Annotated in this window: 12 protein-coding genes; 2 read left to right on the top strand and 10 right to left on the bottom strand. The window is 63.8% G+C overall.

What is annotated here, in order from left to right:
- The first annotated feature begins 46 nt into the window (after positions 1-46).
- A complete protein-coding gene (locus tag DM373_RS15985; protein ID WP_110994504.1) occupies positions 47-484 on the top strand; it encodes a PACE efflux transporter in 438 nt (145 codons plus the stop codon).
- 186 nt (positions 485-670) lie between these two features.
- Complete coding sequence (ilvA, locus tag DM373_RS15990; protein ID WP_110994505.1) at positions 671-2,227, top strand: threonine ammonia-lyase, biosynthetic; 1,557 nt, start codon at positions 671-673, stop codon at positions 2,225-2,227.
- An 18-nt stretch (positions 2,228-2,245) separates the two neighbouring features.
- Here ilvA and DM373_RS15995 read toward each other — a convergent pair whose 3' ends face one another.
- The 10 genes from DM373_RS15995 to DM373_RS29700 form a co-directional block, all read right to left on the bottom strand.
- Positions 2,246-4,447, bottom strand: a complete 2,202-nt coding sequence (locus DM373_RS15995; RefSeq protein ID WP_110994506.1) for an LTA synthase family protein — start codon at positions 4,445-4,447, stop codon at positions 2,246-2,248.
- A gap of 136 nt (positions 4,448-4,583) precedes the next feature.
- Positions 4,584-5,861, bottom strand: coding sequence for a coiled-coil domain-containing protein (locus DM373_RS16000; protein ID WP_110994507.1), 1,278 nt, complete (start codon positions 5,859-5,861; stop codon positions 4,584-4,586).
- Positions 5,862-5,907: 46 nt separating this feature from the next.
- On the bottom strand, positions 5,908-6,651 hold the full coding sequence (locus tag DM373_RS16005; protein ID WP_110994508.1) for a hypothetical protein: 744 nt from the start codon (positions 6,649-6,651) through the stop codon (positions 5,908-5,910).
- Between the two features lie 32 nt (positions 6,652-6,683).
- Positions 6,684-7,364 carry a C39 family peptidase gene (locus DM373_RS16010; protein ID WP_110994509.1) on the bottom strand — a complete coding sequence of 227 codons (681 nt, stop codon included), beginning with the start codon at positions 7,362-7,364 and terminating at the stop codon, positions 6,684-6,686.
- Between the two features lie 66 nt (positions 7,365-7,430).
- Positions 7,431-8,882, bottom strand: coding sequence for a heme utilization protein (locus DM373_RS16015; protein WP_110994510.1), 1,452 nt, complete (start codon positions 8,880-8,882; stop codon positions 7,431-7,433).
- A gap of 48 nt (positions 8,883-8,930) precedes the next feature.
- Positions 8,931-9,503, bottom strand: coding sequence for an adhesin (locus DM373_RS16020; RefSeq protein WP_110994511.1), 573 nt, complete (start codon positions 9,501-9,503; stop codon positions 8,931-8,933).
- Position 9,504: 1 nt separating this feature from the next.
- Positions 9,505-9,942: a hypothetical protein gene (locus tag DM373_RS16025; RefSeq protein WP_110994512.1), complete on the bottom strand. Its 438-nt coding sequence runs from the start codon at positions 9,940-9,942 to the stop codon at positions 9,505-9,507.
- A gap of 297 nt (positions 9,943-10,239) precedes the next feature.
- Positions 10,240-10,791: an AAA family ATPase gene (locus DM373_RS16030; RefSeq protein WP_110994513.1), complete on the bottom strand. Its 552-nt coding sequence runs from the start codon at positions 10,789-10,791 to the stop codon at positions 10,240-10,242.
- The gene (pnuC, locus tag DM373_RS16035) at positions 10,788-11,354 is read right to left on the bottom strand and encodes a nicotinamide riboside transporter PnuC (protein ID WP_110994514.1); all 567 of its coding nucleotides are present in this window, start codon (positions 11,352-11,354) and stop codon (positions 10,788-10,790) included. Before pnuC ends, DM373_RS16030 begins: the two co-directional genes overlap by 4 nt.
- Before the next feature lie 234 nt (positions 11,355-11,588).
- On the bottom strand, positions 11,589-12,323 hold the full coding sequence (locus tag DM373_RS29700; protein ID WP_425272591.1) for a methyl-accepting chemotaxis protein: 735 nt from the start codon (positions 12,321-12,323) through the stop codon (positions 11,589-11,591).
- Positions 12,324-12,353: the final 30 nt, after the last annotated feature.

Here is a 12,353-nt window from a genome sequence, read left to right on the forward strand (position 1 = left end):
GGCCATATTTTGTTATGTTGTAGCTCTTTGTTTTCGGGAGCGGCACATGCAAGGCAAGGCCCGCAAGATCGTCCAGGCCATCCTCTACGAGGCCATCGCCGTGGCCTGCGTGGCACCGGCGCTGGAGCTGGCGTTCGGCGCCGGCATGGCCGAATCGGCGGTGTTGTCGATGCTCATGTCGGCGATCGCCATGAGCTGGAACATGGCCTTCAACTGGGCCTTCGAGCGCTGGGAAGCGCGCCAGCCCCAGCGCAGCCGCACCTTCCTGCGCCGGCTGTTGCATGCCCTGGGTTTCGAGGGCGGGCTGGTACTGATCCTGCTGCCGCTGGTGGCGTACTGGCTGGGCATCAGCCTGTGGGCGGCGCTGGTCACCAACCTGGCGTTGTTCGCCTTCTTCTTCGTGTATGCCTTTGTCTTCCAGTGGGGGTTCGACAAGGTATTCGATGTACCGCTATCGGCGCAGGACGCCGCGAAAGGGTGTTGACTTGCGAGAACTGCGCAGGATAAGTTCCCGACCCATGAACACATTCCCGCACCTGCGCACCGCGAGCATTATTATTACCGCCATTATCGGATTGGCGGGCTAGCGCGTACGTGCACCGAACCCGCCCTGGAGGCGGGTTTCTTCTCTCTGACTCCTGGGTAACATCAAGAAAACCAGGAGTCATCGATGACCAATCTGAGCGTCAGCCCCCGTACCACGCCCCAGCAACTGCTCTCCGAGCAGGTGCGCCGCATTCTTGGCGCGCCGGTATACGACCTGGCCATCGAGACCCCGCTGCAACCGGCCCCGGCGCTGTCGGCCGCGCTTGGCAACCGGGTATTGCTCAAGCGTGAAGACCTGCAGCCGACGTTCTCGTTCAAGATCCGCGGCGCCTACACCCGCCTGTCACGCCTGACCGACGCCCAGCGTGCGCGCGGGGTGATCACCGCGTCAGCGGGCAACCACGCCCAGGGCGTGGCCATGGCGGCCTCGCACCTGGGCATCAAGGCCACCATCGTCATGCCCACCACCACGCCTTCGCTGAAGGTCGAAGGCGTGCGCTCGCGTGGCGGCCATGTGGTGCTGCACGGCGAAAGCTTCCCCCATGCACTGGCCCATGCGCTGGCCCTGGCCGACCAGGACGGCGCCACCTTCGTGCCGCCGTTCGACGACCCGGACGTGATCGCCGGCCAAGGCACCGTGGCCATGGAGATCCTGCGCCAGCACCCAGGCCCGTTGCACGCGATCTTCGTGCCGGTGGGCGGCGGCGGGCTGATCGCCGGCATTGCCGCCTATGTGAAGTACCTGCGCCCGGAGGTCAAGGTGATCGGTGTGGAACCGGCCGACTCCAATTGCCTGCAGGCCGCCCTGGCGGCCGGTGAGCGGGTGATCCTGCCGCAGGTGGGGACCTTTGCCGACGGCGTCGCGGTGGCGCAGATCGGTGCCCACTGCTTCGAGCTGTGCCGGCACTTCGTCGACGAGGTGGTGACGGTCGGCAACGACGAGCTGTGCGCGGCGATCAAGGACATCTACGACGATACCCGCTCGATCACCGAGCCCTCCGGCGCCCTGGCGGTCGCCGGGATCAAGAAATACGTGGCCCGCGAGGGGCTGCAGGGGCAAGCGCTGGTGGCCATCGACTCGGGTGCCAACGTCAATTTCGACCGCCTGCGCCATGTGGCCGAGCGCGCCGAGCTGGGTGAGCAGCGCGAGGCGGTGATCGCCGTGACCATCCCCGAGCAGCCAGGCAGTTTCCGGGCGTTCTGCCAGGCCCTGGGCAAGCGCCAGATCACCGAGTTCAACTACCGCTATTACCCAGGCAAGGAGGCGCGGCTGTTCGTTGGCGTGCAGACCCACCCGCAGCACGACCCGCGCGAGCAACTGCTGGCGAGCCTGGCCGGGCAGGGCTACCAGGTGCTCGACCTGACCGACAACGAACTGGCCAAGTTGCACGTGCGCCACACCGTTGGTGGGCATGCCGCGCCAGGGGTGAACGAGAAGGTGCTGCGTTTCGAGTTCCCCGAGCGGCCGGGTGCGTTGCTGGGCTTCCTCGAGCGCCTGGGAAAGCGCTGGAACATCAGCCTGTTCCATTACCGCAACCACGGCGCGGCCGAAGCGCGGGTGTTTGCCGCGCTGGAGGTACCGGATGACGAGTTGCAAGGGCTGCCGGCGGCGCTCGAGGCGATGGGCTACCGCTACTGGGACGAGACCGACAACCCGGCATACCGCCTGTTCCTGGGGTAAGGCCCAGGCGGTTGCAACTCAGCTGGAATGGGCGATATGCCCTTCGATCAGCTCGTCCGCAGGCTCTTCCTCGCCCGGTAGGGCGGTGATGACACTGAAGTCGCTGACTTCGACTTCACCGCCGCCGTACCCCAGCAAGTGGAAGGAAAACGCCTTGCGCTGGGTCGGGTTGTCGAAGTCGAACTCCATCTCCAGTGGCCGGCCAGCGGTCACCAGCACCTCTTCGGGCAGGCCCAGCTGCACGTCCTGCTCGCTTTCCTTGGCCTTGAGGCGGATGTAGGCGTCGTGCTGCGGGTCGAGCGCGCGGACCTTGATGCGCACCTTGGTGCGCGAACCCTCGGGCATCTCCAGGTATTGGGCGCCGATCAGGTTGTCGGCCCAGTCGTCGCGGATGCGCTCATGCAGGGCGATGGGCGCCGGCCCGCCAAACTGGTAGCGCAGGTTGAGCGGGGTTTGCAGCAGCGACTGGTCGAGGGTGGTTGCCAGCAGATTGATCTGCGGCCCGAGGCTGTCCTCGCCACGGCCAAGGAATCTGGCCTGCTCGGCGATGAAGCCTGCGCTGGCGTAACGCCGGCAGCGTTGCTGGAAGTCGCACTCGCTGAGGGTGCCCTGGCCATCGTGGTAACGCAGCACGCCATTGGTGTAGGCGATCATCTCGCGTCCGCTGTCGTAGTCGCGGTACAGCGAGCGCCCGGCCAGGGCCGCGGGGATCGGCAGGGCATAGTAGTCGAGCAGCGAGGTGGCCAGGTCGATATGGCCGTAGGTGCCGTGCTTGAGCCGCGGCAGCTGTGCCTGCTCGGGGGCGAGGGTCAGGTTGAAGCCCCAGGAGGACGCCAGGCGCACGCCATCGATGCCGTGGGACTCGTCCGAGGTGATCACCACCAGGGTGTCCTTGAGCACACCTTGGCGTTCCAGGTTGTCGAGGAAGCTGCCCAGGGCATCGTCGAGGTAGGCAACGGCGGCCTGCTTGGCGGTGTCGTAGCGTTGCAGGTAGTCCTCGGGCGCCGAATAAGGCTGGTGGGTGCCGACGGTGAGCAGGGTGAGCATCCAGGGTTGGCGTTGCTTGCGCAGCTCGCCGACATAACCCAGGGCCCCTTCGAAGAAGGCGCGGTCGTCCTTGCCCCAGGGGAATTCAAGGTAGTTGTCGTTCTTGAACCATTCCAGGCCATGCACCGAATCGAAGCCAATGTGCGGCATGATCCGGTCCTTGGCCATGAAACGCAGCCCGGCGCCCTGCAGGTAGTGGGTGGAGAAGCCGGCCTGGCGCAGTTGGGCCGGCAGGCAGGCCTGGTTGCGCAGGTCCTGGGTCAGCAGCTCGACGCCCTTGGGCGTGCCGTTGGCCAGCTTGTCGTAGTCGCCGCAGAGCATGGCGTACAGGCCGCGAATGGTCTGGTGGGTATGCAGCACGTAGTCCGGCGTGTTCATGCCGCGCTCGGCCCAGCGGCTGAGGTTGGGCATCAGGTCTTGGTCGAAGTGGCTGCCGATGGCCTCACGGTTGGCGCGGATGTAGGCGCCGGGGATGCCTTCCAGGGTGATGACCAGCAGGTTGCGGGCGCTGCCTGGGCCGGCCAGCAGCTTCTGGCCGTTGAGGTCGGCTTGGGTCAGCCCGGCGCTGGGCAGGGGTATCACCGGGGTTTCGCCCATGGCCAGTACCCGTGCGCGCTGCTGCAGGTTGCCAGTGGCGGCCGAAAGCAGCTGGTGCGGCAGGTTGTACTGGCGCCACTGATCGGCGTCGGAGGGGAACAGCTGCTCGCTGCCCCAGTGGCCTGCCAGCAGCACCACGGGCAGCGCCCAGGCTGCGCGTGGCAGTTGCGTATTACGCTGGCCACGGCTGTACCAGCTGCTGGCCAACAGCACCAGCAAGGCACTGGCCAGCAGCCAGGGCAGCCAGGGGTGGGCGAGGGCGCCGCCAGTGGAGTTCTCCATGAACTGCGGGTCGAACAGGTAGTGCAGGTCGGTCTGGTTGGGCAAGCGGCCGACGGCGCTGACCAGCTCGGCCGAAGCGACCAGCAAGGCGCCCCAGGCCAGCAGTACGGGCAGGGCCAGCCAGATCGGCCAGCGTCGCAGCAACATTACCAGCAGGCTGCCGATGGCCAGGTCCGAGAGGTAGCCCAGGGGGGCGGACCAGCCCAGCAGGGCACGGACCACCAGGGGGATGACCAGCACCAGTGTCACCAGGGCAAACAGCCGGGCGCGGGGGGGGCCGAGCAGGTTTCTCACGTAAGCGTTCCTCTTGCCATGAAACCGTCACACAAATGTGCGCGATGATATCAGGCCGGAGGTAGGAAAGTGCCGTAGGACAAGGCTGGTTACCAAAACACGGGCTCGTCAGGCGAGCCCTGTTCTGCTGGCAAGCTCAGAAGTAGTACGGGAATTTCAGGCTGAACGAGAAGTCCGGCGCATCTTCGGTCAGGCCAATGGCCAGGTTCGGCACGATGGTCAGGTTGTCGGTGGCGGCGAAGGTCAGGCCGACGTTGAAGTTGGCCGCGTTGTAGTCGCTGTTGGAGATCGACTGCCAGTCGCCACCGTCGGGTCTGATCTTGCTTTTGCTGGCGAACTGGTCAGTGACCGAGAACGACATGCTCATCCGCTCGTTCAGGGCGAAGGCGATACCGCCGCCGATTTGCCAGGAGTCGCCGAGCTTCACGTCACCCTTGACCTTGCTGTTGACCTGGGGGCTGATGTCGCTGAACGAATCCTGCATGTTGTAGGTGTAGGACAGGCTGCCGAACAGCACGGCCGGGTCGAAGGTCTTGACCAGCGAGATACCCGGGGTGATCGACCACACGCCGTTGCCGGTCGGCAGGTCTTCGGGGATCGCCAGGTTGTCGTTGCCGGGGTCTTGGCGGAGCTTGATCCCGTAAGGGTCCTTGCCGGTCGGTGCCTTGACGCGCAGCGTGGCGACTGCGTCAGGCCAGTTCTCCGACTCGTCGATGAACTTGTAGGCCACCCCGACGTTGACGTCGCCAATGGTGGGGTCGCGGGTGACGGTGCCTTCGGAGTTGGCCGCGGCGGCCCCGCCCGCGCCCCCGGAGGAATAGGTGGATTCGCGATACACGATGGGTACGTTGATGTCGAACTGCCAGCGCTGGTCGACGTTGTAGCGTGCCGTCAGGTCCAGGGTCCAGTTGTCTGCCTTGATGCGGTCGATGTTGATGTTGCCAAGGAAAATCGCGTCCAGCGCCAGAAAACCGTTGAGGGTCAGTGCACGGGTATCGTAGTGGGTGTAGGTCAGGCCGGTTTCGACGCTGAACTTGCCGCCACCGAAGAAACCACTGGCTTCGTCGTACAGGTTGGAGACGCTTTGCGCGGGCTGGGAGTCGTCCTGCAGCGATTGGCCGTAAGAGCTTCCGGTCGTACCTGGCGCGCCAGTGGCCACGGTTTTAGCGCCCTTGACCCCTTCGGCGGGCGACTTGACCAGGCGTTTCGGGGCAGGTGCCGGCGGGGCTTCCTCGACTTGCCGCAGGCGTTGTTCCAGCACCATCAGAGCATTTTGTTGTGCTTCATAGCGTTGTTTCAGTTGGACCAGCTCCTGTTTCAGCGCTTCGACTTGTGGGTCCGATGCTGCCAGCAGAGTGGCTGGGGCCAAGGTACTCAAACAGACGATGGTTCTGAACGTCAACAAACGATGCATGGGTTAGCCGTCCCTTCTGACTGCAAAAGATGAGACTGAGCGTAGATCAGTATCCGAGATTGCGAAGGCCTTTGAGTTGGTCCAGGTTGGCGTTCATCGGCCCGGCCGTGGCGTTGTCGCGCAGCACCACATTAAGCGAGGTGATGTTGCGCACCTGGTTGCTGGACCCGAGCAGGGTGGTGCTCTGCATCAACCCACCCTGGCCCAGGCGCTGCAGGGTATTGCCCTGGTTGTTGCCGGCGATGATGTTCATCTGCACGCCGTTGCCGGCCGCGGACACACTCAGCGAACCTGCACCGTTGGCCCCGGTCAGCGGCGAGCCTGCAGCCAGCGCCTGGCCTTGCGGTTGGTTGGCCTGTGGCTGGTCGCCCCTGGCAACGGTGATCTGCACATCGTTGTAGGCGCTGTTGTAGTCGCCGGCGGCGCGTACCACCTGGGTGACCCCTTGGGTGGTATTGAGGCCGGCCCCCCCGCTGACGGTACCGGTACCGGTGCTTTGGGCCTGCGACGAGCCGCTGCCTTTTTCATTGATGATCGACACATAGAACTGTGGCTTGATGGTCGATTGTTGAATCTGCATCGAGGAGGTGGCGCCGATCACTTCACCGTTGGCGTTCTGCCAGGTGCTGGACATGACGATGCCGAAACTGACGATCCGCCCCGGCATCACGTAACGCCCGCGGAGATTCGCCAGCTCCTGGTCCTTGAGCTCGATGGGTTTGAACGTTTCTGCCTGGATTGGCAGGCTGGCGGCCAGGCAGGCTGCAATCAGCCAGATCGGAGTCTTCATGGGAGGTTCCCCAGGGCGTCATGCCCGATTCGTTAGAAGAAGTCGCTTCTGATGAAACCGAAATCCAGCAACTCCGCGTCCTTTACCGGGGTGAATTGGTTGATGCGGTTCTTGGCACTGAGCGGAAGAGGTGGCGCGAGCAGCGCATTGCCCTTGTCGTAGCCTTGGCCGATGACGGCGAAGATGATGCCGTTCCAGCCCTTGACGAAATCGTCGATCTTGAAGCGTTTGTGGCCCAGCACCGGGTCACCGATGTAGACCCAGCCCCTGTCGACCCGCTGCATGACCACGAAATGCTTGTAGCCACGGATATCCATCAGCACCACTACCGGGATGCGGATGTCATGCAGGGACTCGGGTGCTACCCGGTAGCCACGGGCACGCATGCCCAGGCTTTCCACGTAGCGTTTCATGTCGAGCATCGAGAAGCCCTGGGTGCGGACCAGGTCCTGGTCGGCATTGGCCAGCATGCCCTCGATCACATGTTGTTCATCCACGTCCAGCCAATAGGCTTGGCGCAGGATGGTTGCCAGCGATGCGGCGCCGCAACTGAAGTCGGTTTTCTGCTGCACAAGGTCGGCGAACTTGCGTTCGCGGATGCTCTGGATCGGTTTGTAGATGACCGCGCCACCCGGCAGGACGGACAACGGCATCTGGGCGGCTTCGATCACACTGGCCAGGCACAGCAGTAACGCCAAGGCAAAAATTCGCATGTTCGATGCCCCCATCGGTCCAGTTGGAAGGAAGGCCCCCCGAAGGGGGCCTCCTGGCTACAGCGATCAGAACGAGGTGTTGGAGATGGCCAGCGAGTTGCTTTGCTGGTTGCCCACACCGGCGGCCACGTTGACGCCCAGGTTGCCACTGCCACCGTTCAACGAACCACTCATGGTTGCGTTGTTGGTTACAGGGTTGGCCCAGCCGGTCGGGGTCAGCACTTGGAAGGACACAGTGTTGCTCAGCGAGTACTCGCTAGCTTCGCTCCAGCTCTTCGAGATGCTGTCCGACGATTGCGAAGCTTTTTCGCCGGATTTCTCGTAGGCCGAGGCGTTGGCTTTTTCCCATGCCGACTCGTGTGCCTTCTCGTATGCGTTGTTGCGAGACTTGTCATACGACGAGTCATGGTTGCTGGCATACGCGGAGTCATACGCCTTCTCGAACGACGAGTTGCGCGTCTTGTCGAAGGCCGAGTCGCTGGACGAGCTGTGCGCCTTGTCGATCGACGCGTCGAGCGAGGCGGTCAGCGAAGCATCGAACTCACCACTGCTGGAGCGGGTGTGGTTGCCGAAGGTCTGCGACTGCGAGGCACTGCCCGCAGCGCTGGCATCCAGCGAAGCAGTCACCGAAGCGCTCGAGGTCGAGTTGTGGTTGCTGCTGGCGGTGCCGTTGACATTCGAGCTGTGGGAGCCGCTGGCATTCATGCTGTTGGAGCCGCTGGAGCTGTTGCTGTTCGAACCGCTGGCAGTCATGCTGCTCGAACCGCTCGAGCTGCTGCTGTTGGAGCCGCTGGCGCTGCTGCTTTGCGAGCCAGACGCGCTATAGCTGGAGCTGGAGCTCTTGTCGATGCTGGCATCGAACGAACCGCTGCTAGAGGACGAACCACTCTTGGTGGTGGTGAGCGTGATCGTATCGATGGTGTAGCTGCGATCGGCTCTGTTTTCGACGGTCAGGCCAGGTCCATTCTGGTTGGCCGAAGCAGTGGCGGTGGAATTGCCGACGGGCGCACTGTTGTTGGCAATGGCCATGGTGTTTTTCTGCTGGTTCAGATCGCCGGCCGCGACGTTGATACCCACGTTGCCGCTGGTGTTGTCAGCCGAGCCGCTCATGACTGCGGAGTTCTGGGTTGACCAGTTGTACACGCGGTTGCCGTTGCTGTACTGGTCGACCTTGGCGGTGGCGGTTGCGGTGCCGAACACGAAGTCGTTGTCGGACGCGGTGTTGGCGATGGCCGCTGCGTTGTCCTGCTGGTTGCCATTACCGGCCGCCACGTTGATGCCGACGTTACCGCTGGCGCCACCGGCGGAACTGCTCATCTCGGCATTGTTGATGGTGCCTTCGTTGAGGATCTTGTTACCAGTGCTTCTTTGCACATCGGTCGCTTTGGCCGTGGCGTTGGTGTAGACCGTTCTGTCGTGATTGTGACCACGCCGGTTGTTCTGATCCGCTTGTGCAGCAACAGCCATGACCGCAGCAATTGCGAAAACCAGAGGCTTGATTGCCATCGAGGGTTTCATGGTGTTTCTCCGTCTTTTTAGGTTAAGTGTTGTGCTTACCTTTTTGGGTCATTCCGCGACCCGGACGCTTAGGGTGTTGGCCATGCGGTTTCCCACCCCGGCGCTCTGATTCAACTGAATCACCCCACGGCTACCGGTGAATGCCTGGTCGCTGGTGTTGACCTGGCGATAGCCGGGTGCGGAGTCAGTTGCATCGGAGGTGTTGCGCAGCGCCACGTTCTGTTGCAACAGGACGCTGTCATCGAGACTTTGCGGTTGGGCACTGATGCTGATGCGCAGTGCGTTGGCTTGCTGGGTACCGGCGCCGGCGCTCTGGTTCACGCCCAGCACGCCGCTGCCATGGCTGAAGGCATCGCCCTGGATGCTGGCGCGGCTGTCCCTTGCAGGGTCGATCGTGGTCTGCAGGCGCTGGCGGATCTGCGTCGTCGCATTGGCCGAGTGGCCGTTGGCCAGGGCACGGGCGTTGGCCTGTTGCTGGAAGTCGCCGGCCGCCTGATTGACCGCCATGTTGCCGAAGTACTGGCTGGCGGAACTGTCGATGATGGCGGTGTCGACGACTGGGGATTGGGCGAATGCCGGTGCACTGCAAAGGGTGGCCAGAATCAGCAGCGAATGCCTCATGTCATTGGCCTCGGGTAAGGGCTTGCAGGGGCGCAAGGCCACGCTGCACGCTGGAGTTGACCATGTTGGCGATGCCGTTGCCGGAGCCGCTGCCACGTCCGGCGGCGAGGTTGGGCAACTGGCTCTGGGTACTAATGTTGCCGCCGAAGTTGTTGGTCTGCTGGTTGACCAGGGATGAGATGCCCGCGCCACTGCTGATGCTGGCGAAGTCACCATCACTGAGCTCGTGGGTCTGCCTGATGATCTGTGCCGACGGGTTGGCATTGGCCGTGGTCGGGGACGGGTCTGGTATCACCGGGAGGCGCGTTGCGTTGCGCACCTGCACATCACGGGTGATGACGATGAGGCCGTTATCGGCTTGGGCCTCGAGGCTCAGGCCTGCCCCCAGGGTGAAGCCGACCAGCAGGAGGCAGGACACGCCTCTGTCGAATTTCCTCACGATGGCTACTCCCTCAATCGGGCGCTGGTCGTTCAGCGTTGCGAGTACAGAGAGCAGAAGCTGTGCCGCTTTTTGTTTTTCGTTGAGAATCAGAGGCTTGTTCGAGCTAACTCGAAAAGCGCCACGAATACTGTGTCAGCACTGAAACAGCGCCCTGTGCACAGGTGCCGCAGGCCGCGTAGTACGGGGGATGTGAAGAGATTGTCGGGCAGTGTCTCAGTGCTGACACACTTCCCTCACTTCTGGGCGACGGCCCCCATTTGCGGGGGCTGCGGGGCGGTGGGGTGTATCAGTGCATTAACATTCGGTGGCACAGGCTGGCACCTGGCCATCGAGCAGGCGCGCCACTGCGGCGAGGGCGGCGGCACTGCGCTGGGGCCAATCGCCCTCGATCACTTGATGGGGCCGTTGCTGTGCCTGCAGCCAATCCAGGCTGTCGGCAAAGAACTGCTGGCGCTGGGCAAGCTCAGGCTGGCAGCGCATGCCATCGCCCACCCAGGCCACACCCTCGGGCCTCAGCAGCAGGTGCAGGTCGTAGTGGCGTGCGTTCAGTGCCTGCTCTATCCAGGGCGGGCAATCTGCGAACAGCGCGCGGCTCCAGAGGATGTTGCTGAGCAGGTGGGTGTCGAGAATCAGCAGGGCCGGCGCCAGTTGGCGCGCCTGATCCTCCCACTGCAACTGGCCGCGGGCGATGGCGGGGATGTCGGCATAGCAGGTGTCGCGCTGCTCCTGCTCGATGAAATGGCGCACGTACTCACCCACCAGCACGCCACCGAAGTGCGCCTGGATCTCACCGCCGAGCCAGCTCTTGCCGCTGGATTCCGGGCCACACAGCACCAGCGTCTTCATGCGGCGGCCAGCGCCGGGTCGCGGCGCCACTCAAGCCAGCCACGCACGGCGATCAGGGTGAACAGGGCGTACAGTGCGGCGGTGAGGTAAAGGCCCTTGTACAGGAACAGGCCGACGAAGATCACGTCCAGTACCATCCACAGCGCCCAGCATTGCAGGCGCTTCTGTGCCATCCAGAGTTGCGCCACCAGGCTGAAGCCAGTGAGCGCCGCATCGAGCCAAGGCTGGGCGGCATCGGTGTAGTGGGCCATGGTCGCACCGAGCACAAGGCTGGCGACAAGGCCGGCGCCCAGGCCTTTGAGCATTGGCGCCAGGGCCAGGCTCGACACCTGGCGCGCGTCCTCCACGCGGTCCGGACGGGTCCATTGCCACCAGCCGTAGAGTTGCAGCACCGCATAGACCAGTTGCAGCAGCATGTCCGAGTAGAGCTTCACTTCATAGAAGATCCAGCTGTACAGCACCACCATGACCAGGCCGATCGGCCAGCACCAAGGATTCTGCCGGACAGTGAGCCAGACGGCGATGACGCCGAGCGCGGCGGCGAAGAGTTCGAGGCCGGACATCGGCGATCCTTCAAAGCGGGGAAGGGCGCGATGCTACAAGCAAGGGGCGGCAGGCTTCAAGCGATCGCGGGGGTTTTGCTGGTCTAGGAGGATTGGGTGTGCTTTGCGATGTGTTCGGCGGATGAGATGCGGCGCCTGTGAGATCGAGCGCCGCCCGCGCGGCGCTCGATCTCACAGGCGCCATCAATCCCACGCCATACCCCTAAGGCCTCAAACCGCTGTGAAGGCCTACCCCTAAACCCTGAACTGGCGCAGCAACTGCTCCAGATCCTCACTCAACCGCGCCAGGGCAGTCCCTGCATCACTGGACTGACGCGCGGCTTCGGCAGTCTGCTGGGACAGCCCGGCGGTTTCGGTGACGTTGCGGTTGATCTCTTCCACCACATGGGACTGCTGCAGGGTGGCGCTGGCGATCGAGGTGTTGAGTGCGCCCAGGTTATTCAGCGCCTGGCTGATGGCATCGAGGCTGGTGCCGGCTTCGCGGGCCTGTTCGACGGTCTGGCGCGAGGCCTCGCTGCTGGTGTCGATGGCCTTGACGGCGGCCTCGGACTGCCCCTGCAGGTGCTCGATCATGGTTTGTATTTCGGCGGTCGACTGGGCGGTGCGTTGGGCCAGCAGGCGCACCTCGTCGGCGACCACGGCGAAACCACGGCCCTGCTCGCCGGCACGGGCGGCCTCGATGGCAGCGTTGAGGGCGAGCAGGTTGGTCTGTTCGGCGATGGCGCGGATCACTTCCAGCACGCCGCCGATCTTCGTGCTGTGGCTGGCCAGTTCGCGGATCACCTGGACCGCCTGCTCGATGGTCGCCGAGAGCCGGTCGATCTGCTGCAGGCTGCCATGGATCGCCTGCTGGCCATGGCCGACCTGCTGCTGCGCGTCGCGCATCTCATTGGCGGCCTGTTCGGCATGCTTGGCCACGTCGTGCACGGCGTAGCTGACTTCGTTGATCGCCGTGGCCACCTGGTCCATCTGCAGCGACTGCTGGGTGCTGCGTGCCTG

This window comes from Pseudomonas sichuanensis, from assembly GCF_003231305.1.
In the GTDB taxonomy this organism is placed as follows: Bacteria; Pseudomonadota; Gammaproteobacteria; order Pseudomonadales; family Pseudomonadaceae; genus Aquipseudomonas; species Aquipseudomonas sichuanensis.

Excerpts from the sequence above, each read along its gene's own strand:
- DM373_RS16005 (WP_110994508.1), bottom strand. The coding sequence starts at position 6,651 with ATGAAGACTCCGATCTGGCTGATTGCAGCCTGCCTGGCCGCCAGCCTG.
- ilvA (WP_110994505.1), top strand. The coding sequence starts at position 671 with ATGACCAATCTGAGCGTCAGCCCCCGTACCACGCCCCAGCAACTGCTC.
- DM373_RS16015 (WP_110994510.1), bottom strand. The coding sequence starts at position 8,882 with ATGAAACCCTCGATGGCAATCAAGCCTCTGGTTTTCGCAATTGCTGCG.
- pnuC (WP_110994514.1), bottom strand. The coding sequence starts at position 11,354 with ATGTCCGGCCTCGAACTCTTCGCCGCCGCGCTCGGCGTCATCGCCGTC.
- DM373_RS16030 (WP_110994513.1), bottom strand. The coding sequence starts at position 10,791 with ATGAAGACGCTGGTGCTGTGTGGCCCGGAATCCAGCGGCAAGAGCTGG.
- DM373_RS16020 (WP_110994511.1), bottom strand. The coding sequence starts at position 9,503 with ATGAGGCATTCGCTGCTGATTCTGGCCACCCTTTGCAGTGCACCGGCA.
- DM373_RS16000 (WP_110994507.1), bottom strand. The coding sequence starts at position 5,861 with ATGCATCGTTTGTTGACGTTCAGAACCATCGTCTGTTTGAGTACCTTG.
- DM373_RS15985 (WP_110994504.1), top strand. The coding sequence starts at position 47 with ATGCAAGGCAAGGCCCGCAAGATCGTCCAGGCCATCCTCTACGAGGCC.
- DM373_RS16010 (WP_110994509.1), bottom strand. The coding sequence starts at position 7,364 with ATGCGAATTTTTGCCTTGGCGTTACTGCTGTGCCTGGCCAGTGTGATC.
- DM373_RS29700 (WP_425272591.1), bottom strand. The coding sequence starts at position 12,323 with ATGGACCAGGTGGCCACGGCGATCAACGAAGTCAGCTACGCCGTGCAC.